The sequence below is a fragment of the Massilia sp. DD77 genome (assembly GCF_036961685.1).
Taxonomy (GTDB): domain Bacteria; phylum Pseudomonadota; class Gammaproteobacteria; order Burkholderiales; family Burkholderiaceae_D; genus Telluria.
In genome coordinates this window covers 1-22,701 of the sequence record NZ_JBAMDH010000058.1, presented here as the reverse complement: position 1 = coordinate 22,701, position 22,701 = coordinate 1, and the positions used below count along the sequence as shown (strand labels likewise).

Here is a 22,701-nt window from a genome sequence, read left to right as displayed (position 1 = left end):
CTCCGCGGGGATGACGTTCTACTGCCAACTGGAGAAGAAGGCCGTAGTCCGCTACGTTTGCACGTCATCCCCGCGCAGGCGGGGACCCAAGTTCCGCATGCAGACCGTCAGCCGTACGCCCCACCCGTATACAAAAGATCAAACAACCTCGCAATCGTCCCGATCAGCACGATCGCTCCCACGGTCATCACCAGCACCAGCATGAGCGGCAGCAGCCAGTTCGAGCGCGACGACCTGCCGCTGCCCGCGTTGTACCCCGCATCCCATTTCTCGTCCGGCGTCAGCCCCAGTACCAGCGCCTCGATGCAGGCCGCGATCAGCGATACCAGCAAGGGCAGGATCACGTAGAAGGGATGCGGCTTCACCGCCCCATACAGGATGCCGGTGGCGAACAGGCTGCACAGGTGCAGCAGTCCCAGGCGATCGGTGGCGCCCTTCAGGTAGAAGCGGTGGGCGCCGAGGCTGCCCAGCAGCAGGGCCAGCAGGACGGCGAAGGTCTTGTTCTTGTGTGCGACAGCCATATTCGGTAGCAAAAAGTTGCCAATCGTTCAGTAAAGCCAAGAGTATCGTCCATATTGGCCAAAATGGCACGCTTTCGGCGGAAGAGGGAAGAGGAGCGGCCGGCTTGGTGGCGGTGTGGTGAAAAATAGGCGATAATGTTTGATTCGGCCGGGACTGCGCGCCGGGTTGTCGTTAACACTTGCTGCTGGGAGCCGTCGCGCGCTATAATCGTCGACTTTCTCCGTCCAGCTCACTTTTTCGGAATTATTATGGTCGTTATTCGTTTGGCTCGTGGTGGCGCTAAAAAGCGTCCGTTCTTCAACATCGTTGCAACCGACTCGCGCAATCGTCGCGATGGTCGTTTCATCGAGCGTATCGGTTTCTACAACCCGATGGCATCGGGCGCCGAAGTCGGCCTGCGTATCGCCGCTGACCGTCTGGCTCACTGGCAAGGCGTTGGCGCACAACTGTCGCCGACCGTCGCTCGCCTGGTCGCTCAGCAGACCCCGGCTGCCTAAGTAAGGTTTGACAGGTTTGACCGATTCGGCAGCACCCGGGGTGCAAGTCCCCGACGACCTGATCCAGGTCGGCTATGTGTCCGGCGCGTACGGGCTGGTAGGCGGAATCCGCATTACCCCGCACTCGGTGGACGCGGATGCGCTGCTGAACGTCAAAACCTGGTGGATCGACAAGCCGACCCTGCGTGCCGTCGATGTACGGACCGCGAAGTTCCACAGTGGCGACGTCGTTGCCACCCTGGTCGGCCTGCGCGACCGCGATGAAGCCGAAGCGCTCAAGGGCGCGACGATTCAGGTGTCGCGCAAGGATTTTCCTGCACTCGAAGAAGACGAATACTACTGGACCGATCTGATCGGCCTGGATGTGGTCAACCTGCAGGGCGAAGCCCTGGGCAAGGTGGCCGACATGATGCACAACGGCGCGCAATCCATTTTGCGCATCACGCCGGCAGCCCTTGCTGCGGCCGAACAAGGTGATCCTGCTGCGAAAGTACAGGATCGCCTCGTGCCGTTCGTGGACCAGTTCGTCAAGACCGTCGACCTCGAGCGCAAGCTGATTACCCTGGACTGGGGCCTGGATTATTAATCCTCCCGGTCCGTACGGAGCGAGATCCGATGCAGTTTGACGTCGTGAGCTTGTTCCCAGAGATGTTCGCCGCATTGACGCAGTCGGGAGTCACCCGGCGCGCCTTCGAGCAACAACGCTGGGCCCTGCAGATCTGGAATCCACGCGATTTCACGCAGGACCGCCACCGCACCGTGGATGACCGCCCCTATGGCGGCGGCCCCGGCATGGTGATGCTGGCGAAACCGCTCGAAGCCGCGATCAATGCGGCCAAGCAAAGGCAGGTCGACCTGGGCCTGCCGGCGCCGCGCGTGGTGTTCATGTCGCCGCAAGGCAAGCCCTTGACCCACGAACGCGCGATGGCGCTGAAGGAAGAGCCCGGGCTCGTCATCCTGTGCGGCCGCTACGAAGCGGTGGACCAGCGCCTGCTGGACCGCTGCGTCGACGAGGAGATTTCCCTCGGCGACTTCGTGCTGTCGGGCGGCGAGCTGCCGGCGATGGCCCTGATGGATGCGGTGGTGCGGCTGATCCCCGGCGTGCTGGGCGACGATGCCTCGGCGGTCGAAGACAGCTTCGTCAACGGCCTGCTGGACTCGCCGCATTACACGCGGCCCGAAGTGTACGAAGGCGAACCGGTGCCCCCCGTCCTGATGGGCGGCAACCACGCCGAGATCATGAAGTGGCGCCGCCAGCGCATGCTGGAGGCGACCGCGAAGAAACGGCCCGAATTGCTGGACCAGGCGCGCGCCGCCGGCCGGCTGACGAAGGCCGATGAACAGTTTCTGGCGGGTTTGGTCAAACCTGCCGGGTAAGAATGCATCTTTGTGTGCATGTAACGGTGGGCATGTTGCCTACCGTTCAACCCCATCCTCTACTGGGCAAAGCAGAACAGCGCCAGCAAGATGGTTTTTGGAGTCAACAAAAATGAATCTGATTCAGCAACTCGAGCAAGAAGAAATTGCGCGCCTCGGCCGCAACATCCCTGATTTCGCACCAGGCGACACCGTTGTCGTCAGCGTCAACGTCGTCGAAGGCAACCGCAAGCGCGCCCAGGCATACGAAGGCGTCGTGATCTCGCGTCGTAACCGCGGCCTGAACTCGAACTTCATCGTTCGCAAGATCTCGTCGGGCGAAGGCGTGGAACGTACCTTCCAGCTGTACTCGCCGCTGATCGCTTCGATCGAAGTGAAGCGTCGTGGTGACGTGCGCCGCGCCAAGCTGTACTACCTGCGTGAGCGTTCGGGCAAGTCGGCACGTATCAAGGAAAAGCTGCCGCAGCGTAAAGCAGCCAACACCGCTGCTGCTGCTGAGTAATAGCGTCTGTGTTCTGAAAAAGGCATCCGCAAGGATGCCTTTTTCTTTTTCGGCGGCCCATGTAAAGTTGCCAACCCGTAGGGTGGACCGGGGCGCGCAGCCGGCTCTGCCGTCCACGTGGTGATAGTTTGCAGCAAGATCATCCGGCACGACATCGGCGCCGGTAACGATCGGCGCGTGGACGGGAAACCCGTCCACCCTGCGTGATGCCGGCGTAAGCTAAAGGATTTCGATTTTGGTCAAGCTCGTCTTCGATCCCACCCAGATGCCCGTCGCCGGTCTCGCCGGCGAGTCGCCGGTACCCCCTGAGCGCCTGAGGCCCGAGGCCCTGCGCGCCCGCTTCGTGCAAACCCTGCCCTGGGACCCGGAGTTCTCGGAAGAGGCCCTGGCGGTGCGCGGCCAGACCCTGCGCCGCGCCGCCGTGCTGGTGCCGCTCGTGATGCGTCCGCAAGGCGTCACGGTACTGTTCACGCGCCGCACCGACCACCTGTCCAGCCACGCCGGCCAGATCAGCTTCCCCGGCGGCGGGGCGGAGGAGCTCGATTCCTCGCCCATCGAGACCGCGCTGCGCGAGGCGGAAGAAGAGATCGGCCTGCACCGCCGCCATGTGGAGATCATCGGCGTGCTGCCCGACCACACCACGATCAGCGCCTACCGCGTCACCCCGGTGGTGGCCCTGGTCGAGCCGCCCTTCGCCGTCAGCGCCGACCCGAACGAGGTGGCCGAGGTCTTCGAAGTGCCGCTCGCCTTCCTGATGGACGGCCTGAACCACCAGCGCCGCAGCCTCGAGCTGCCGCAGACGGCCGGCCGCCGGAACTTCTATGCGATGCCATACGAGCAATACTTTATCTGGGGCGCGACCGCGGCCATGCTGCGCAACCTGTTCCACTATCTGCGCGCGTAGCGGAGCAGGTAAAAGATTCTTACAGAACCTGATTTGATTCCAGCGGCCTTCTCCGCTATCGTAGCGGGCAGTTGTATTGCTATAACAAAAAAGGGTTCCTGCATGACATTCTTTTCCATCCTGTGCGCGCTGCTGATCGAGCAGCTGAAACCGCTGCGCGCGGATAACCAGGTCTACGGTGGCATCAAGGGCTTCGCCATGCGCATCGAGAAATGGTTCAACGCGGGCGAGCAGCGCAATGGCCGCATGGGCTGGATCCTGATGATGGCGGCCCTGATGGTGCCGACCTGGCTGGTCTGGTGGTTCTTCATGCGCTATAACCTGGTGTTCCTGGCCTTCGCCTGGAACGTCCTGATCGTCTACCTGACCCTGGGTTTCCGCCACTACAGCCATTACTTCACCAGCATCCAGCTGGCCCTGAACACGGGCGACGAGGCCACCGCGCGCAGCTTGCTGGCGGAATGGACCCACCTGGACACGGTGGGCATGGACAGCACCGAGATCACCCGCGTGGCGGTCGAGAACGCCCTGATCACCACCCACCGCAACGTGTTCGGCGTGTTCTTCTGGTTCCTGATGCCGCTCGGCCCGGCCGGCGCCGTCATGTACCGCGTCTCAGAATACCTGTCCCGCGCCTGGAACGAGCCCGACCACATGCGCAACGAAGCCTTCGGCCAGTTCGCGGCCAAGGCCTTCTACTGGATCGACTGGATCCCGGTGCGCCTGACCGCGATCGCCTTCGCCGTGGTGGGAAACTTCGAGGACGCCATCTATGCCTGGCGCAACTTCGCGAACCGCTGGGCCGACGAAGCCAAGGGCATCATCCTGGCCGCCGGCGGCGGCGCCATGGGCGTGCGCCTGGGCACGCCGAACGAGAACGCGCCCCAGCTGCTGCCGGCCGACGCCGCCACGGTGGACCTGACGGACGCCGAGACCGATGTGTTGCCGGGCGAAGAGCCGAATGTCAGGGCCCTCCAAAGCACGGTAGGCCTGGTGTGGCGCGCCCTGATATTATGGATGATCCTCCTGCTCCTGACCTCAAGCGTGGTGTGGCTCGGCTGAACGGAACGTGTGCGAGCCCTCGTGCCCAAGTCTTCTATAAGATATAATAGTGAGCTGAGGTTATTCTCATCCACGCAGTACTTTCTGTTTGAGCAAGCAGCACTATGGCCGAGTCATCGCACACCACGGACAAGGAACTCGCCGGCGAGTTTTTTATCCTGGGCATCACGAACAAAGGCAGGCAATTTCGCCCGAGCGACTGGGCGGAACGCCTGTGCGGGGTCATGGCCTGCTTTTGCCCGGGCTCTACCGGCCGGGACGCCCACCTGAAATTTTCCCCTTATGTCCACCCGACGGTGGTGAACGGCACCAAGGCCGTGGTGGTGAACCACCAGCTGCAGAAGGTCGAGCCGATGGCCTATCACTTCGTGCTCAATTTCGCTAAGGACAATGATTTGCAGGTCGTCGACGCCTGCTATGTCCCGCTGCCGGGCGAAAAGAAACCCGGCGCCGCCTGAATCGCCATTCCCATCTGCCTAACTGGCGCTATGATGAAAGTCACAGCGCCAGTTTTGTTTTGGCCTGCGTGCCCAGGCCGGCGGCGGCGCGCGAAAGCGAGGAGGGCATCATGCACATCGGCGAACTCTGCACGAATCAAACCATCATCTGCGCCCGCGACGAATCGGTGCAGGGCGCGGCGCTCCTGATGCGCCAGCACCATGTCGGCGACCTGGTCGTCGTCGACGCCGAAGGCGACAGCAGCGTGCCGGTCGGGATCCTGACCGACCGCGACATCGTCGTGTCCGTCATCGCGCCCGGGCTCGACCCGGCCAGCATCCTGGCCGGCGACATCATGAGCGACGACCTGCTGACGGCCAGCGAATCCGAGGACGTCTACGAACTCATCGAGCGCATGCGTCTGCGCGGCATCCGGCGCGTGCCGGTGGTCGACGCCGCCGGCAGGCTGAGCGGCATCGTCAGCGCCGACGACCTGCTCGAATTCCTGGCCGAGGAAATGGGCGAGCTGTCGCGCATCAGTTCCTGGCAGCAGGCCCAGGAGCGGCGCGCGCGGCATTAGGCCTGCTGATTAGGCCAGGCTTAATTAGCAAATCTACCAGTGTCAGGCCCGCGCATCGCTCTGTTACCATCTTCGGAACTGGCGGGCTCTTCGTCGCTGCTGCTCTCGCAGACATCGCGCGGAGAGGCTCGCCTTCGCCGTTAGCTTCAAAACGTCATTCGCGCCAGTGGCGCGAATGACGTTTTTGGGTCGCGGGCCGGTAGCCAGGCCGCTGCACAAGCCGCCGCGCCCGCCTGTTTTCGATAAAGGGATGGTATGGATTGGATGAGTTTCAAGCGCGGCGCCGCCGTGCAGGTATGGGTTGGCGCCGCCGCCCTGGTGATGAGCGGCGCGGTCCTGGCGGCGCCGCTGCCCAAAGGCGTGAGCCTCGGCCCCTCGGTCGAGGGCATTACCGAGTATCGCCTGGCCAACGGCTTGAAGGTGCTGCTGTTCCCGGACGCTTCGCGTCCGACGATCACCGTGAACATGACCTACCTGGTCGGTTCGCGCCACGAGAACTACGGCGAGACCGGCATGGCCCACCTGCTCGAGCACCTGCTGTTCAAGGGCGCCAAGAACAACCGCGACATCACCAAGCAGTTCGCCGACCGCGGCATGCAGTTCAACGGCACCACCTCGCTCGACCGCACCAACTACTACGAGGTGTTCCAGGCCTCGAAGGCCAACCTGGACTGGGCGCTGCAGATGGAGGCCGACCGCATGGTCAATTCCTTCGTCGCCGAGAAGGACCTGGCCTCCGAGATGACCGTGGTGCGCAACGAGTACGAGAGCGGCGAGAACTCGCCGGGCGGCGTGCTGTTCAAGCGCATGCAGAGCGTGGCCTACGACTGGCATTCCTACGGCCGCTCGACCATCGGCAACCGCAGCGACATCGAGAACGTCAAGATCGCCAACCTGCGCGCCTTCTATAAAACCTACTACCAGCCCGACAACGCGGTGCTGCTGGTGGCCGGCAAGTTCGATGCGGACAGCACCCTGGCCAACATCAACCGCCTGTTCGGCGCGATCCCCAAGCCAAAGCGCACGCTGCCCCAGTTCTGGACCGTCGAGCCGACCCAGGACGGCGAGCGCAGCTTCGCGGTGCGGCGCCAGGGCGACGTCCAGATCGTCGCCGTCGGCTACAAGATCCCGTCCGACCTGCATCCGGACAGCGATTCCCTCGGCTTCGCCAACGAAATCATGGGCGACGTGCCCAACGGCCGCCTGCACAAGCTGCTGGTGGAAACCGGCAAGGCCAGCCAGGTGTTCAGCTTCGGCGCGACCGGCTACGCGCCCGGCCTGCAGTTCTTCGGCGCGGTGGTGAAGAAGGGCGAGCCGGTCGAGCCGGTGCGCGAGGCCCTGACCCGGGCGGTCGAGGAATTCGCCCAGCATCCGCCCAGCGCGGAGGAGATGGAGCGCGTGCGCCGCAACTACCTGAACACCATCGAGCGTAGCCTGAACGACCCGCAGGCGGTCGGCGTGGCGCTGTCCGAGGTGATCGCGCTGGGCGACTGGCGCCTGTATTTCCTGAGCCGCGAGCGCATCCGCAAGGTCGAGGCGGCCCAGGTGGCGGCCAGCGCGGGACGCTACTTCATGCGCAGCAACCGCGTCAGCGGCACCTTCGTGCCGGAAGACGCGCCGCAGCGCGCCGCGGTGCCCGAGGCGCCGCCGGTCCAGGCGGTGCTGAAGGACTTCAAGCCGGAAGCCTCGAACCTGGTGTCGGAAGACTTCGACCCGAGCCAGCGCAACATCATGAAGCGCACCACGCTCACCACGGCGGGCGGCGTCAAGCTGGCGCTGCTGCCGAAGAAGAACCGCGGCGAGACCGTGACGGTCGACCTGCGCCAGCACTTCGGCGACGAGAAGAACCTGTTCGGCAAGGGCATGGTGCGCGGCTTCACCTCGGCGATGCTGATGCGCGGCACCACGCGCTACAGCCGCGCCGAACTGGCCGACGCCTTCGACAAGCTGAAGATGACGGGTAGCCCGAATCACTTCCAGACCACCCGCGAGCACCTGCCGGAAGCCCTGAAGCTGGCTGCCCATGTACTGAAGGAGCCCGGCTTCCCCGAGGCCGAATTCGACCAGCTGCGCCAGCAGTGGCTGGTGGGCGTGGAAGCCGGCCGCAACGAACCGCAAAGCGTGGCGGCGCGCGAGATGTTCAAGCATTTCGAGCAGTACAAGCGCGGCGACATCCGCTACCGCAACACGCTCGAGGAAGACATCGAGGAGATCAAGTCCACCCGCCTGGCCGACGTCAAGGCCTTCCACCGCGAGTTTTACGGCACCCACCCCGCCGAGATGGCGATCGTCGGCGACTTCGATCCGAAGGAAATCACGCCCCTGGTGAACGCGCTGTTCGGCACCTGGCGCGCCCCGGCCCATGTGGCGCCGGTCCTGAACCGCCATGCCGAGGTGGCGCCGGTGACGCGCATCCTGGATACGCCGGACAAGGAAAACGGCTTCTACCTGGCGCGCCTGAACCTGGACCTGCAGGTCGACGATCCGGACTATCCGGCGCTGCTGCTGGCCAACTACATCTTTGGCGAAGGCGGCCTGAAATCGCGCCTGATGGACCGTATCCGCCAGAAGGACGGCTTGTCCTACGGTGGCGGCTCGGAACTGGAGGCGGGGGACCTGGACCGCGCCGGCGGCTTCTCGATCAGCGCCATCGCCGCGCCGCAGAACCTGGCCAGGCTCGATGCCGCGGTGCGCGAGGAGCTGGCGCGCGCGGTCAAGGAAGGCTTCACCGCCGCCGAGCTGGCCGGCGCCAAGTCGGGCCTGATGCAGCAGCGCCTGCAGAACCGCTCGAACGACGGCGTGCTGGCGGCCGGCTGGACCGGCCTGGTCTACCGCGGCCGCACCTTCGAATGGTCGGAACAGCTCGAGCAGAAACTGATGGCGGTCACCGTGCCCCAGCTGAACGCGGCCTTCCGCAAGGCGATCGACCCGGCCAGGCTATCGGTGTTCATCGCGGGCGACCAGGCGAAAGCCAAAGGGAAGTAGTTGCTTCACCACAAATGACCACGCAAAGCGTGGTCATTTGTGACAGGGAAATCGCGCATGCGTTAAAATGTTGCCTTGCGGCAGCATCATTTGCGCAGTTTCATCCTGGGAGCATCATGAAGGGCATCAGCAAGCAGCAGCCGGAGGCGGGCATCGCTTTCTCCGGCAAGGTCGTTCTCGTTACCGGTGCGGCAAGCGGGATCGGGCGGGCGATCGCGCTGGGTTTCGGCCGGGCCGGGGCCAGCGTCGTGGTCGCCGACACCTCGATCGAAGGCGGCCACGCGACCGCAGCCATGATCGTCGAATCCGGCGGCAAGGCCTTGTTCGTACAGAGCAACGTCACCCGCGCGCACGAGGTCGAGGCGCTGGTCGAGAAGACCATCAATTATTACGGCCGCCTGGACTACGCGGTCAATAACGCGGCGGTGGACGAAGAGCGCCAGCCGCTGGCCGAGGCCGATGACGAGCAGTTCGACCGCATCATGGGCGTCAACGTCAAGGGCGTGTGGCTGTGCATGAAGTACCAGCTGCGCCAGATGCTCAAGCAGGGCGGCGGGTCGATCGTCAACATGGCCTCGGTGTCAGGGCTGGTGGGTTCGCCCAGCCGCGCGATCTATGGCGCCTCCAAGCACGCGGTGGTCGGCTTCACCAAGAGCGCCGCGGCGGAGTATGCGCGCGAGGGCATCCGCGTGAACGCGCTGTGCCCGGCGGCGGTCAATACGCCGATGCTGGCGCGCGCGATCGAGCGCGATCCGGCCTTCGAGAAGAAGCTGAAGGCGGCGCAGCCACTGGGGCGCTACGCGGAAGCGGCGGAAATCGCGCATGCGGCGCTGTGGCTGTGTTCGGACCAGGCTTCGTATGTGAACGGACACGAGCTGGTGGTGGATGGGGGCCTGACGGCGGTTTGAGGTGCGTTGAACTTCGGTCCCCGCCTCCGCGGGGATGACGTTGTTTTAAGTAGCGTGGATGCCGCGATCGCAATTTCGGACACGTACGTAGGAACGTCATTCCCTCCACCGGAGGCAATGACTCCCCGCGAAGGCGGGGACCCAAGTTCGCTCGCACTACCCCGCATTCAACTCCGCCACAAAATCATACATATCCCCCCTGAAGTAAGACCTGCACAGCTCCACCGCCCGTCCATCCCTCAGGAAGCCCAGCCGCTCGACGCATAACCCGGCATCCCCCTGGCTGGCCTGCAGCAGGCGCGCCTGTTCCGTCCCCAGCAGCAGCGCCGTCAGCCGCTGCAAGGCCCGCACCGGACGGTTGCCCGCCGCCTCCAGCGCCTCGTACATCGACTCTTCCACCACATCGAGCGAGGGCAGGGCGAAGGCCGCGATGGTCGCGTACTCCAGGCACATCGGTATCTCGTCGGCAAAGCGGATGCGATTGAAGCGGTACACGGGCGTCCCCGGCGACAGCCGCAGGCGCAGGGCTTCCTCGGGCGTCACGAGCCCTTCCGAACGCTTGAGCCAGACGCTGCGCGGCGCCCGCCCGCGCGCCCGCATGTCCTCGGAAAACGAGGTGAGCTTGGCGAAGTTCTTCTCGATGCGGGTGTTGATGAAGTTGCCCGAGCCCGCGCGGCGCACCAGCAGGCCTTCCTCCACCAATCCGTCGATGGCCTTGCGCACGGTGATGCGCGAGATCCCCAGCTCGGCCGCCAGCTGGCGCTCGGCAGGCAGCGCCGCCGCCGGGCCGAGCGTGCCGTCGTCGATCGCCTGGCGCAGCGCGCGCTGGAGCTGCTGGTAGAGCGGCAGCTTGGCGGTTCCGGCGATGTTGTACATCAGTTGGGCGAGGGGAGTCATCCGCGCATAGTACCAAGCCAAGAAGCGAGTGCAAGTCTATTTTGGCCGCGGATCCTTCAGGCCATGGCAGACCACCTGCACCCTCCCGGCGCGTACCTCGCGCACCGCGTCGGCCACGGCGCGCGCCACGTTGCGCACCTCTTCCTGCACCGCGGTGTCGCGGTCGAGGTGTTCGTGGCTGCCGGCGTACGATTCGTAGTAGCCCACGTAGCGGTCGAGCTGGCCGAAGCTGCCCGCATCCACCAGTCCCATCCAGTTGAGCCAGTCGGACAGCGAACGGCGCGTGCTCTCGATGCCGGCCACGTCGCCGTGCACCACCAGGCCGAAGGCGCGGCCGGCCAGGTGCTTGGGATAATCCCAGCCGGCGTGCTCGATGTCCTTGGCCTTTCCGGCATCCTTGCCGTGGGTCGCAGTGGGGTCGGGGTTGCCGCCGTCGGCGCAGACCAGGCGGTCGATCATCAGCTTGAGCACGGCCGGGGCCTGGTACCAGTAGACCGGCGTCACGATGATGACGCCGTGCGCCAGCACCCAGCGCTCGTAGATCTCGTTCATCCAGTCGTTGACCTGGCGCTCGGCGTGGTTCGGGTAGCAGCTGCAGGGCCAGTGGCAGAGCGGCATGGCGGTCGAGACGCAGCCCTTGCAGGGGTGGATGTGGCGGTCGTAGTCGGAGCTGAGCAGGCTGAGGTCGAGCAGGTCGGTCTCGAAGCCCTGTTCCAGCAGGACGTCGCGCGCGAGGATGCTCATGCGCCAGGATTTCGAGATCTCGCCCGGGCAGGTGCCGTCGTTGCGCGCGGAGCCGTTGATGAGCAGGACGCGGTTCCTGGTGCCCGGGTCCTTCTGGCGCACCTCGGCGGCCAGCAGGCGGTCGCGCGTCTCCTTCCATTCGACCGAGAGATCGTAGTCGGGATCGGCGAAGCCGGGGCCCGCCTTGACGGTGCGCGGGGCCTTGCGGCCATGGGTGTAGGCGTCCCAGGCGACGTCTTCGATGGCCTTCAGTTCCGCGTCGAGCGCGTCGTAGGCGGGGTCCTGGAAGGCGCGGCGAAAGCGCAGGTGGAATTCGTCGCGGCCCAATTTGGCGGGCGCCTGGCCCTTGCGTACGGTAGTCATGACGGCCCTCCGGGGTGAACGGGGGGATTATCCGCCGGGCTCGCCGGGGGCTATGTTCGGGGGCGCACCTTGTTGGGTAAAAAGAGGGGAGTGGCGCGCGCGCAAACTTGGGTCCCCGCCTTCGCGGGGATGACGTTTTCAAGTACCTATCCGAAGCCGAACCGGCAGCTGCTCAACAATGCTTATCGACGTCATCCCCGCGAAGGCGGGGACCCAAGTTCGCCGCCAGCCCCAAAAGCAAAAAAGCCGGGCATCAAGCCCGGCTTCCTGACAGCTGGCGAGCAGCTTTACTGCGCCGCAGTACGCGCCGCGCCGCCTTGCTTCTGGTTCAGCAGCACGATCCAGTACTTGGCCAGGTCGCCCGCGCCGCCGCCGCCCTTGACGCTCTCGAAGGTCTTGACCGCGTCGGCGGTCTTGCCCGCGCGCGCCTGCGCCATGCCCAGGCGCAGCTTGGCTTCTTCCGGGTTCTTCAGGCCGCCCTTGGCGATACCCTGCTGGATGAAGCCGACACCCTTGTCGCCCTGGTCCATGGTGGCGTAGGCCCAGCCCAGGTTGACCAGGCCGGCGCCGGTCTTGGCCTTGGCGGCCGAGGCTTCGCCGGAAGCGATGTTCTTGGCGTCGTCGGCCGCGCCCTTGTTGGCCCGGTCGCGCAGGGCGCCGTGGCTCTTGGCGTTCGAACCCTTGCCCAGCACGCCCGCGGCGTAGCCGGCGTCCATCACCTTCTTGGCTTCGGTCGGGAAACCGTCGCGCAGCGACAGCTCCGCCAGGTCGACGTACTCTTCCGGCGCCATCTGCTTGACGGCGGCGAACTCCAGGCGGTACACGTTGACCATGTTGGTCTGGGCGTCGAAGCCCTTCTGGCGCGCCACGCCGCGGTTCAGCAGGTCGGTCCAGAAGTCGTCGCTCGGGTAGTGGATGACCAGCTTCTCCAGGCCCGCCAGGTAGCCGGCGTCGTCCTTGATCTTGTTCGAGGCCGAGGCCAGCAGGCGCAGGTCTTCCTCGGTCGGCGCCTTGCCGGTTTTTTCCATGTCGGCGATCATCGGCGCCAGTTCGTTCTTGGCCGCGGCGTAGTCACCGGCGAAGTAGTACGAACGGGCCAGGGCCGGGCGCACTTTTTCCGGGGTGCTGCTTTCCTTCTGATAGCGCTTGAACCACTCGGTCGCTTTCGCCCAGTCCTTGGCGTTGTAATGGGTGTTGCCGATGGCCTGGATGAAATTGGCCTGCTCTTCGCCCTTCAGGCGGTTCGAGTTGACCACGGCTTCCAGGGCAGGCAGCAGCATCGCATTGTTGTTGGTGGCCGAAGCGAGCGAGATCTTCATGCGGTTGACCACATAGTCCTCGTAGGGCGTGCGGTTCTGGACCGCTTCGGCCTGGGTGATGCGGCTCTGCACTTCGGTGTAGTTCTTCGCGTCCATCAGCGGCTTGATCGCGGCCGGATCGAGCAGCTTGAACAGCTCGGGGCGGACGGTGTCCGCAGGCACGGCGGCCGGGGCCGGCGCATCGGTCTTTTGCTGGGCGTGGGCGCTGGTCATCACGGCCGAAGTCGACAGGCCAACGGCGGCCAGCATCAGGCAGAGGCGGGCAAGACGGAATTGGGACATGGAGTATCCTTCAATCAAGACAAAAAATGAGCGACAAATGAGCGACATGCGCTTTCGCCAATATAGCGAAAATGCCAATCTCGGACAAAGCGTGCATTGTCCCATAAACTGCCATTTTCAGGCTCGGCAATTGTGCCCGACACGGGGCCTGCGCACCCGTGCGGTTACATAGCGTTACCTCCAATGTCATGCGGACGCAGCAGCGCAACCCTCCACTAACGCCCGAGGGGCCGGATTGGTTGATCGGCCAATGAAAAAGAGGCGCCCGCAGGCGCCTCTTTCCTTATTTCATCAGCAACGCCGGGGCCGCTCAGCCCTCGAAGCCCGGTACCGGACAACGTCCCCGCGCCTCGGCCTCGCCGGCCAGCCAGGCCACGACCGCTTCCACGGCGGGCGGCGCGAAGCCATAGGTCATCAGGGCCGGCGCATCGAAGTCGAGCGCCTGGTAGGGATTCCAAAGCGCAATATGCAGGTCCGGCCGCCAGCTCGCACGCGCGTGCGGCCCGTAGCGGCGGCGCGAGGTCGAGGCCAGCACGGTGAAGCGGCCGTCCTGGGGCAGGGCGCTCCAGTCGAAGGCTTCGGCGTCGGCGAAGGTCACCAGTTCCACCTCGTACAGGCGGCCGAGCGCGGCGGCGATCTGCGCGGCCGGCACGCCGGCTTCCGACACGCCGTCGCTGACCACGTCCTGGCGCGCCACCAGGCGCAGCTTGCTGCCCTTGTCGGGGCGCTTGGGATGGCCGAGGGCGGTGAGGCCGGCGCGCCAGGCGCGCGCCATCAGGGCGCGGTCGTCGTGTTCGGTGGCGTAGCCCACCGTGCCGGCCGGATGCGCCTGCGCCAGTCTGGACAGGCGCGCCAGGCGGGCCTCGACTTCCGGCAGTGGCAGCACGCCGTCGCGGATCGCCTGGGCGATCGCGTGCACGGTTTCGAGCTGGGTCTCGCGCGAGCCGATCGCCATCACCATGTCGGCGCCCGCCACCAGCGCGTTGACGGCGGCCTGGCCGGCGCTGTAGCGGTGGGCGATGGCGTGCATGTCCATGCCGTCGGTGATGATCACGCCCTGGTAGCCGAACTGCTCGCGCAGGATGCCGGTCAGGATCGCGTGCGACATCGTGGCAGGGTTCACCGGGTCCAGCGCGGGGTAGACGATGTGGGCCGTCATCATTGCCGGAGCCGGGTTTGCTCCCCGCGCGGCGATGCGGAACGGCGCGAACTCGAAGCGCTCCAGTTCCGCCAAGGGCTTGTCCACGGTCGGCAGGTCGCGGTGCGAGTCGACATGGGTGTCGCCGTGGCCGGGGAAGTGCTTGACGCAGCAGGCCACGCCTTCGCTTTCGCTGCCTTCCATCCAGGCCAAAGCGATGCGCGCGGCGGCTTCCGGATCGGCCCCGAAGGAGCGCTCGGCGATCACCGGATTGTGCGGATTGTTGTTCAGGTCCAGCACCGGCGCGAAATTCCAGTTGAAGCCGAGGGCGCGCACCGCGCGCGCCACGGCCGCACCGACTTCGCGCGCCAGCTGCGGATCGCCGGCCGCGCCCAGGGCCATGGCCGAGGGCGGGGCCGGGACCCAGGTCGAGCGCACCACGGCGCCGCCTTCCTGGTCGAGGGCGACCAGGGCTTCCGGCCCCATGGCGTCGCGCAGCGCGCCGGTGAAGCGGGTCAGCTGGGGCGCGTCGAGCATGTTCTGGCGGAACAGGCAGGCGCCGCGCACCTTGTGGGCGCGCAGGAAGGCATCGGTATCGGCGTCGAGTTCGGTGCCGAACAGCCGCACCATCATCAGCTGGCCGGCCAGGTCGAGGTAGTCGCTCATCGTCGTGTCAGTTGGTCTTGGTGACCTTGCTCAGGTGGCGGGGACGGTCCGGGTCGAGGCCGCGCGCCTTCGACAAATGGGCCGCCATCACATAGAAGGCCTGGATCGCCGCGATCGGGTCGAGGTCGGGGATGGCCGCCGTCGGCAGGGTCAGGTCGCGGCTGGCGACGTCCCCGGGCGCGGCCAGCAGCACGCGCGCACCGCGTCCGCGCATCTCGTCCGCCAGGGCCACCAGGCCGGCCTGGGCCGGGCCGCGGGTGGCGAAGATCAGCAGCGGATAGCCTTCCTCGATCAGGGCCATCGGACCGTGCTTGATCTCGGCGCCGGAGAAGGCCTCCGCCTGCAGGGCCGAGGTCTCCTTGAATTTCAGGGCCGATTCGAGCGCGATGGGGAAGCTGATGCCGCGGCCCACCACCATGATGTTGCGGGCCGGGGCCAGCACCTCGAGCGCGGGCGACCAGTCGGCCTTGGCGGCCTGGGCCAGCGACTCGGGCAGGGCGGCGATGCCGGCCTTCAGTTCGGGATCGTCCTGCCATTCGGCCACCAGGCGGGCGCCGGCCACCAGGCTGGTGATGAAGCTCTTGGTCGCGGCCACGCTCTGCTCCTTGCCCGCATGGAGAGGCATGGCCCACTCGGCCGCCTGCGCCAGTGGGGAAGCGGCGTCGTTGACCAGGGCGACGGTGGTGGCGCCGCCGTCGCGGAAGTAGCGGATCGGCTCGACCACGTCCGGGCTCTGGCCCGACTGCGAGATCGACACCGCCAGGGTATCGCGCGTGATGAGGGGCGATTTATACAGCGTGATCAGCGACATCGGCAGCGAAGTCACCAGGCGGCCCATGCGCGCCATGATCAGGTAGGCCAGGTAGCTGGAGGCGTGGTCCGAGCTGCCGCGGGCGACCGTCACGGCGCTGTGGAAGCTGGTCGAGCGCAGGGTGCGGCCCAGTTCCGCATAGCGGTCCTGGTCCTGCGACAGCTGCAGGGCCACGCATTCGCTGGCGGACAGCGCTTCCTGGAGCATGAGCGAGGTGGGTGACGTCACAGGGCTTCTCCTTCGATATAGACGGCTTTGATGTTCAGTTCGCGGTCGAGCACCACGAAGTCGGCGTGGCAGCCGGGCGCGATGCGGCCGCGCCGGGTTTCGCCGAGGTAGTCGGCGGCATTGGTGGAGACGCGCCGGCTGGCGTCGGCGAGCGGCAGGCCGATCTTGACCAGGTTGCGCAGCGCCTGGTCCATGGTCAGGGTGCTGCCGGCCAGGGTGCCGTCGGCCAGGCGCACGCCGCCCATGCACTTGTGGACCACCTGGCGGCCCAGCATGTATTCGCCGTCCGGCATGCCGGCGGCGGCGGTGGAGTCGGTCACGCAGAACAGCTTGGGGATGCAGCGCAGCGCGGTCTTGATCGCGCCCGGATGCACGTGCAGCAGGTCGGGGATGATCTCGGCGTACTCGCCGTGCGCCAGCGCGGCGCCCACCATGCCGGGGTCGCGGTGGTGCAGGCCGGGCATGGCGTTGAACAAATGGGTGAATCCGGCCGCGCCGTGTTCCAGCGCCTGCACGCCGACCTCGTAGCCGCCGTTGGTGTGGCCGATCTGGACGCGGATGCCGGCGTTGGCGAGCTGGCGCACCAGCTCCATGTGGCCGTCGATCTCGGGCGCGACGGTGATCAGCCGCATCGGCGCCTGGTCGTCGAAGCTCTTCACTTCGTCGAGGGTCGCTTCGCGCGCATACGGCGGCTGGGCGCCCAGCTTGCCGGCGTTGATATACGGGCCTTCCAGGTGCACGCCCAGGATGCGCGCCTCCTTCTTGCCGCGCGCGCGGCAGGCGGCGCCGATCGCGTCCAGGGCCAGGCGGATGTCTTCCAGCGGCGCGGTCATGGTGGTGGCCAGCAGGCTGGTGGTGCCGTACTTCGCATGCATGGCCGCGATCACGTGGGGGGCGTCGCCGCCTTCCATCATGTCGCGCCCGGCGCCGCCGTGCACGTGCACGTCGATGAAGCCGGGCAGGATGTAGTCGTCGCCATTGCCGTCCGGGTCGGCGGGGCTGCCCTCGATGGCGTCGATCAGCACGCCGTGACGCAGCTCGCCGTGGACCCAGCCTTCCGGTGTCAGGATGTTGCCCTTCATGCTTGCGTTTCCTTCAGGTGCAGTTCGATCATGCGCAGCGCGCCGGCGGCGGAGTCGCCATGCGGCGGGCTGCAGCGCGCCAGCGTCTCGGCCGGCAAATACGTGCGCAGGGGTTCCCCCAGGCCGCCGCACAGCGACAGCGGCAGGGTGCCGGTGGGGTCGAGGGCGCGCGCGATGCTGGCCACTTCGCGGCCCGCGTGTTCCAGGATGGAGAGCGCCACCGGGTCGGTGGGACCGTGGGCCACCACGAAGCGCGCCAGGCCGGCGTAGTCGGTCTGGGTGGCCTTGCCGAGCCAGACCTGGACCGCGTCGCGCTGGCCGCCGCAGGCCGCGATCAGGTCCCGGGCGAATTCGCCGCCCTGTACGCGGCCGTCCATGACTTGTTCGATGTGGTTCAGGGCCCGCAGGCCCATCCAGGCGCCGCTGGCTTCGTCCCCGGCCGGGAAGCCCCAGCCGCCCACTTCGATGCGCTGGCCGTCGGCGCGCAGGGCCTCGCCCACGCTGCCGGTGCCGATCGCCACGATGGCGCCGGGGCGGCCCTGGTGGGCGCCCATCAGGGTCGAATAGCCGTCGGTGTCGAGGATGAAGGCGGCATAGCCGGGATTGGCGGCGCTGAACGCGGCCGCCCATTCCTTGTTGTGCACCCCCGCCAGGCCCAGGCCGATGGCGCAGGACCCCATGGGGATGCTGGAAATGCCGAGCGCGGCGAAGGCTTGCGCGGCGGCTGCATTGACCGCGTTCCAGGCATTCGCGATGCCGTGGCGCAGGCCGGACGGGCCGCTGGCGCCCTGGGCGAGTTCGGTGCCGTCGGCGCGGGCCAGGCGCACGCGCGTGCCGGTGCCGCCGCCATCGACGCCGATGAGATAGTCGATCATGGTTGTCAAGAGAGCCGGGGAGGTGAGCGCACTATAGGCAGGGCCTGCGGGGAAGTCAACAGGTATTTAACTGGTATGCAAATTTCCTTTGCAGATCTACGCCGATAGCCACAGATTATGCGCATAAGTCATTGATTTTGCAAATGAAATAATTGGTACTGCAACTGGTATTGATGAGCGGCCCGGAATCACCCGATTACCTGGGAGGTAATCGCCGCCGCGAGCGGGTTTGCCGAGAATGGTTTCCGTCGACCCGACACACTCTCAACCGAACGGAGCACACCATGGAATACGCACATTCGATCGCCCAGCACTACCTGAACGCCTGGAACGAACGCGACGCCGCAGCGCGCCGCAGCCTGGTGGGCGCGCTGTTCGCGCCGCATGCACGCTACCTCGATCCCATGATGCAGGGCGCCGGCCACGAGGGCATCGACGCCCTGATCGCCGGCGCCCAGCAGCACTTCCCGGGCCACCGCTTCGAACTGGCCGGCACGCCCGACGGCCACAATGACGTGCTGCGCTTCTCCTGGACCCTGGTCGGGCCGGAGGGGAAGGTGGCGGCGCGCGGTTCCGACGTCGCCGCCCTGAGCTCGGACGGGCGGCTGGCCAGCGTCACCGGCTTCCTCGATTTCGTCGCCTGAGGAGCTTGCCATGAACCCGCTCGTCCCCTACGGCGCCCTGTGCGCCATCCCGAACATCGTGCGCACCAAGTCGGGCGCCGACCTGTTCTACCGCGACTGGGGCGCCGGCGAGCCGGTGCTGTTCGTGGCCGGCTGGTCGCTGCCTTCGGACTCCTGGAAGGTCCAGATGATGGCCCTGCTGGAGGCCGGCTACCGCGTGATCGCTTTCGATCGGCGCGGCCACGGCCGCTCGTCCGATCCGGGGCGCGGTTACGACTTCGACACCCTGGCCGACGACATCGCGGCCGTCATCGACGCCCTCGACCTGACCGGCGCGACCCTGGTCGGCCATTCGATGGCCTGCGGCGAGATCGTGCGCTACCTGCGTCGCCACGGCAGCGCGAAAGTACGCGGCGCGGCCCTGCTGGGCGCGATGACGCCTTGCCTGGCGCAGGGCCCCGGCAACCCGGACGGCATCCCCGGCGAGATGTTCGCGGCCGTGCGGCGCCAGCTGATGCGCGACTTCGCCGGCTGGATCGACGAGAACATGGAGGCCTTCGTGCCCGGGGCGAGCGAGACCACCCGGGCCTGGCTGGGAACGATGGCCATGGGGGCCTCGCTGCACGCGCTGTGCGCCTGCAACCGCGCGCTGGCGCAGGAGGACTTCCGCCCCGACTTGGCGCGGGCGGACGTGCCGGTGCTCCTGATCGCGGGCGGCCGCGACGCCAGCGCGCCCCCTGGCTTGACCGCCCACCCGACCGCGCGCCTGCTGCCCGACGCCACCCTGAAGCTGTACGAGGACGCGCCGCACGGCATGTTCCTCACCCACCGCGAGCGCGTCAATGCCGACCTGCTTGAGTTCATCAAGTCGATCGGCCACAATCGTGCCGACCAATAAGAGGGGAGAGACAGCATGGACGCACTCGCCAGCCCGGCCGGCGCGCGGAACTTCAGCGCGCAGTATTTCAGCGATTTTGCGGCGGCCCTGCGCTACTGGCGCGGCAAGCGCGGCATCAGCCAGCTGCGCCTCTCGGTCGACAGCGGCATCTCGCAGCGCCACCTGAGCTTCCTCGAGACGGGCAGGGCGCAGCCGGGCAAGGACCTGATCCTCAAGCTTGGGCTGGTGCTGGACATCCCGCTGCGCCAGCGCAATGCGATGCTGCTGGCGGCCGGTTTCGCGCCGGCCTACCGCGAGCGCAACCTGCAGGATCCCGACATGGAGGCGGTCAAGCAGGCGCTGGAATTCATGCTCCAGCAGCAGTCGCCTTACCCTGCCCTGGTGGTCGACCGGCTGTGGAACCTGGTCATGGCCAACGAGCCGGCGGCGCGCATGATGCGCTTTTTCCTGGGCATGCCGGCGCACATGCCGATCCCGCGCGACGGCTCGGTCAACGTGATCCGCATGACGCTCGACCCCAACGGCCTGCGGCCCGCGCTGGTCAACTGGCAGGAGGTCTGCGCCGACCAGCTGCAATGGGTGCAGCGCGAAGCGATGGGCGACGGCCCGGGCAGCGAGGCGGCCAAGCTGCTGGACGAGCTGCTGGCGCTGCCGGGCATCGCGGAGGCGGCCAGCCAGCCCAACCTCGACCGCCTGGCCCTGCCTTTCCTGCCGATCACCCTGCGCAAGGACGAGGTGGCGCTCAAGCTGTTCACGACCATCACCACGCTCGGCACGCCCCACGACGTGACCGTGCATGAACTGCGCCTGGAAGCCTTCTTCCCCGCGGACGAGGCGAGCCGCCGGTGGTTCGAGCGCCAGGCGCAATAGCGTGTCTGCCGGGCAGCCCGGCAACGCCTTTCTGGTGAAAGTGCTATCGTTCCTGCGGTCTGTCGCGCCTGGCAGGCGTTGATAGATGGAATCGAAACAGGAACATGCAGACTCACCCGACCGCAAGCGCCCCCGACCCGCTCCTGTCCTTTGCCGCAGGCGGCGGCCACATGGGCGCGCTGCTGCGCGCCGCCGACTGGGGCGCCACCCCGCTGGGACCGCTCGAACACTGGCCCCAGCCCCTGCGCACCGCGGTCGGCATCATGCTGGGTTCCAGCCAGCCCATGTACGTGGCCTGGGGGCCGGAGCTGCGCCTGCTGTTCAATGACGGCTACCGCACCATCCTCGGCGCCCGCGCCGACCGCGCCGAGGAGGTGCTGGGCCGGCCCTTCGCCGGCGTCTGGGGCGAGGTCTGGCACCAGGTCGGCCCCCTGATCGACGAAGTGCTGCAGGGGCGTCCCAGCCATGGCGAGAACCAGCTCTTCGTCCTGCGCCGCAACGGCTATCCCGAGGCGGTCTACGCCTCGTTCTCCGCCACCCCGCTGCGCGACGAGGGCGGGGCGGTGGCCGGCGTCTTTTGCGTCTGCTCCGCGCGCGAAACGGCGGAAGCCAATGCGCTGTTCCGCACCTTCTTCGAGCAGGGCACCCATTACGCGGCCCTGATGGCGCTCGACGGCCGGGTGGTGGAAGTGAACCAGGTGGCACTGGGAGCCTGCGGCTACCGGCGCGAGGACGTGCTGGGGCGGCCGTTCTGGGAATGCGGATGGTGGAACCGCTCGGCGCCGCTGATGGAGACCGTGCGGGCGGCCATGGCCGAAGCCGCGCAGGGCGTTACCGTGCGCCACGAACTGCCTTACTTCATCGCCGACGGCAGCCGGCGCTGGACCGACGTCGTGTTCACGCCCGTCACCGGCGAGGGCGGCGAACTGCTCTCGATCGCGGCCACCGGCGCCGACATCACCGAACGGCGCCAGGTCGAGGAACGCCTGCGCCTGCTGGACACGATCGGCGAGGCCACCCGCATCGCGTCCGACCCCAAGGCCATCATGGACGAGGCCACCCGCCTGCTGGGCCAGCACATGGACGTCACCCGCGTCGCCTATGCCGACGTGGAAGCGGACAACGACCGCTTCACCATCCGCCACGACTGGACCGCGCCGGGCGCGGTCTCGACCGTCGGGGTGTACTCGCTCGACCTGTTCGGCTCGCGCGCCCGCGCCGACATGCGCGCAGCCCGCACGCTCCTGATCGGCCATGTCGACGCCGAACTCGCGTCGGGCGACGGCTCCGAGATGTTCAGGCAGATCGGCATCCAGGCCATCATCTGCTGCCCGCTGGTGAAAAGCGGCCGGCTGGTGGCCATGATGGCGGTGCACCAGGACCGCCCGCGCGCCTGGACCGCGGGCGAGGTGGCCCTGGTCGAGGCGGTGGTCGAGCGCTGCTGGGCCCACATCGAGCGGGTGCGCTCGACCGAGGCCTTGCGCGACGCCGACCGGCGCAAGTCGGAATTCCTGGCCACCCTGGCGCACGAGCTGCGCAACCCGCTGGCGCCGGTGCGCAACGGCCTCGAGATCCTGCGCATGGGCCCCGCCAGTCCCGCGGTCATGACGCGCGTGCAGGCCATGATGGAGCGCCAGGTGAACCACATGGTCCACCTGATCAACGACCTGCTCGACATCGCGCGTGTCTCGAGCGGCAAGCTGGTATTGCAAAAGGAGCTGGTCGACCTGCGCGAGGTGATCGGCACGGCGGTCGAGACCAGCCAGCCGCTGATCGAGGGCGCGCGGCACAGCCTGCGGGTCGAGGTGCCGGAGACGCCCTTGAGCATCGAGGCCGACGCGGTGCGCATCAGCCAGGTGCTCAGCAACCTGTTGTCGAACGCGGCCAAGTACACGCCGGCGGGCGGACGCATCGCGATCCGCGCGTGGGACGAGGACGGCATGGCGCGGGTGGAAGTGGCGGACAACGGCATCGGCATCGCACCGGAATCGCTGGCGGCGGTGTTCGAGATGTTTTCGCAGGTCGCGCGCAGCATCGACCGCTCCAACGGCGGCCTGGGCATCGGCCTGTCGCTGGTGCGCCGGCTGGTGCAGCTGCATGGCGGCCAGGTCACGGCGGCCAGCCCGGGCG

General features: G+C 66.9%; 22 protein-coding genes. 14 read left to right on the top strand and 8 right to left on the bottom strand.

Annotation, left to right across the window (positions count from 1 at the left end):
- Window positions 1-107 precede the first annotated feature (107 nt).
- The gene (locus tag V7778_RS23700; RefSeq protein ID WP_335559862.1) at window positions 108-521 is read right to left on the bottom strand and encodes an NINE protein; all 414 of its coding nucleotides are present in this window, start codon (window positions 519-521) and stop codon (window positions 108-110) included.
- A 249-nt stretch (window positions 522-770) separates the two neighbouring features.
- Here V7778_RS23700 and rpsP point away from each other — a divergent pair, with 249 nt between their 5' ends.
- The 10 genes from rpsP to V7778_RS23650 all read left to right on the top strand — a co-directional run bounded on the left by rpsP (window position 771) and on the right by V7778_RS23650 (window position 9,775).
- Window positions 771-1,019 carry a 30S ribosomal protein S16 gene (rpsP, locus tag V7778_RS23695; RefSeq protein WP_211521505.1) on the top strand — a complete coding sequence of 83 codons (249 nt, stop codon included), beginning with the start codon at window positions 771-773 and terminating at the stop codon, window positions 1,017-1,019.
- A 16-nt stretch (window positions 1,020-1,035) separates the two neighbouring features.
- Window positions 1,036-1,605, top strand: a complete 570-nt coding sequence (gene rimM / locus V7778_RS23690) for a ribosome maturation factor RimM (RefSeq protein WP_442920753.1) — start codon at window positions 1,036-1,038, stop codon at window positions 1,603-1,605.
- 29 nt (window positions 1,606-1,634) lie between these two features.
- On the top strand, window positions 1,635-2,396 hold the full coding sequence (gene trmD, locus V7778_RS23685; protein WP_335559858.1) for a tRNA (guanosine(37)-N1)-methyltransferase TrmD: 762 nt from the start codon (window positions 1,635-1,637) through the stop codon (window positions 2,394-2,396).
- Between the two features lie 112 nt (window positions 2,397-2,508).
- On the top strand, window positions 2,509-2,898 hold the full coding sequence (rplS, locus tag V7778_RS23680; protein ID WP_335559856.1) for a 50S ribosomal protein L19: 390 nt from the start codon (window positions 2,509-2,511) through the stop codon (window positions 2,896-2,898).
- 235 nt (window positions 2,899-3,133) lie between these two features.
- The gene (locus V7778_RS23675; protein WP_335559854.1) at window positions 3,134-3,802 is read left to right on the top strand and encodes a CoA pyrophosphatase; all 669 of its coding nucleotides are present in this window, start codon (window positions 3,134-3,136) and stop codon (window positions 3,800-3,802) included.
- Between the two features lie 102 nt (window positions 3,803-3,904).
- The gene (locus V7778_RS23670) at window positions 3,905-4,864 is read left to right on the top strand and encodes a CobD/CbiB family protein (protein ID WP_335559852.1); all 960 of its coding nucleotides are present in this window, start codon (window positions 3,905-3,907) and stop codon (window positions 4,862-4,864) included.
- 104 nt (window positions 4,865-4,968) lie between these two features.
- Window positions 4,969-5,322 (top strand): DUF3579 domain-containing protein, encoded by a 354-nt coding sequence (locus tag V7778_RS23665; RefSeq protein ID WP_335559849.1) that lies wholly within the window; start codon window positions 4,969-4,971, stop codon window positions 5,320-5,322.
- 110 nt (window positions 5,323-5,432) lie between these two features.
- A complete protein-coding gene (locus tag V7778_RS23660; protein WP_335559848.1) occupies window positions 5,433-5,882 on the top strand; it encodes a CBS domain-containing protein in 450 nt (149 codons plus the stop codon).
- A gap of 264 nt (window positions 5,883-6,146) precedes the next feature.
- Complete coding sequence (locus V7778_RS23655; RefSeq protein ID WP_335559846.1) at window positions 6,147-8,867, top strand: M16 family metallopeptidase; 2,721 nt, start codon at window positions 6,147-6,149, stop codon at window positions 8,865-8,867.
- Window positions 8,868-8,983: 116 nt separating this feature from the next.
- Window positions 8,984-9,775, top strand: a complete 792-nt coding sequence (locus V7778_RS23650; protein WP_335559844.1) for an SDR family oxidoreductase — start codon at window positions 8,984-8,986, stop codon at window positions 9,773-9,775.
- A 156-nt stretch (window positions 9,776-9,931) separates the two neighbouring features.
- On the opposite strand, the gene V7778_RS23645 is transcribed toward V7778_RS23650, so the two are convergent.
- From V7778_RS23645 to V7778_RS23615, 7 genes are all read right to left on the bottom strand, one after another.
- Window positions 9,932-10,672 (bottom strand): GntR family transcriptional regulator, encoded by a 741-nt coding sequence (locus V7778_RS23645; protein ID WP_335559842.1) that lies wholly within the window; start codon window positions 10,670-10,672, stop codon window positions 9,932-9,934.
- A 36-nt stretch (window positions 10,673-10,708) separates the two neighbouring features.
- Window positions 10,709-11,779, bottom strand: a complete 1,071-nt coding sequence (locus V7778_RS23640; protein WP_335559840.1) for a flavodoxin family protein — start codon at window positions 11,777-11,779, stop codon at window positions 10,709-10,711.
- Window positions 11,780-12,066: 287 nt separating this feature from the next.
- Complete coding sequence (locus tag V7778_RS23635; RefSeq protein WP_335559839.1) at window positions 12,067-13,380, bottom strand: hypothetical protein; 1,314 nt, start codon at window positions 13,378-13,380, stop codon at window positions 12,067-12,069.
- Between the two features lie 310 nt (window positions 13,381-13,690).
- Window positions 13,691-15,184 carry a glycoside hydrolase family 3 protein gene (locus V7778_RS23630; RefSeq protein ID WP_335559837.1) on the bottom strand — a complete coding sequence of 498 codons (1,494 nt, stop codon included), beginning with the start codon at window positions 15,182-15,184 and terminating at the stop codon, window positions 13,691-13,693.
- A gap of 7 nt (window positions 15,185-15,191) precedes the next feature.
- Entirely contained in the window at window positions 15,192-16,202 is a 1,011-nt protein-coding gene (locus tag V7778_RS23625; protein ID WP_335559864.1) for an SIS domain-containing protein, read from the bottom strand.
- A gap of 17 nt (window positions 16,203-16,219) precedes the next feature.
- Complete coding sequence (nagA, locus tag V7778_RS23620; protein WP_335559835.1) at window positions 16,220-17,305, bottom strand: N-acetylglucosamine-6-phosphate deacetylase; 1,086 nt, start codon at window positions 17,303-17,305, stop codon at window positions 16,220-16,222.
- Window positions 17,302-18,180, bottom strand: coding sequence for a BadF/BadG/BcrA/BcrD ATPase family protein (locus V7778_RS23615; RefSeq protein ID WP_335559833.1), 879 nt, complete (start codon window positions 18,178-18,180; stop codon window positions 17,302-17,304). Before V7778_RS23615 ends, nagA begins: the two co-directional genes overlap by 4 nt.
- 284 nt (window positions 18,181-18,464) lie before the next feature.
- Here V7778_RS23615 and V7778_RS23610 point away from each other — a divergent pair, with 284 nt between their 5' ends.
- The 4 genes from V7778_RS23610 to V7778_RS23595 all read left to right on the top strand — a co-directional run.
- Window positions 18,465-18,824, top strand: coding sequence for a nuclear transport factor 2 family protein (locus V7778_RS23610; protein WP_335559831.1), 360 nt, complete (start codon window positions 18,465-18,467; stop codon window positions 18,822-18,824).
- 10 nt (window positions 18,825-18,834) lie between these two features.
- Entirely contained in the window at window positions 18,835-19,701 is an 867-nt protein-coding gene (locus V7778_RS23605) for an alpha/beta fold hydrolase (protein ID WP_335559829.1), read from the top strand.
- 15 nt (window positions 19,702-19,716) lie between these two features.
- Window positions 19,717-20,571, top strand: a complete 855-nt coding sequence (locus tag V7778_RS23600) for a helix-turn-helix domain-containing protein (protein WP_335559828.1) — start codon at window positions 19,717-19,719, stop codon at window positions 20,569-20,571.
- Window positions 20,572-20,675: 104 nt separating this feature from the next.
- On the top strand, window positions 20,676-22,701 hold a 2,026-nt coding region (locus V7778_RS23595), incomplete at its 3' end, for a PAS domain-containing sensor histidine kinase (protein WP_335559826.1).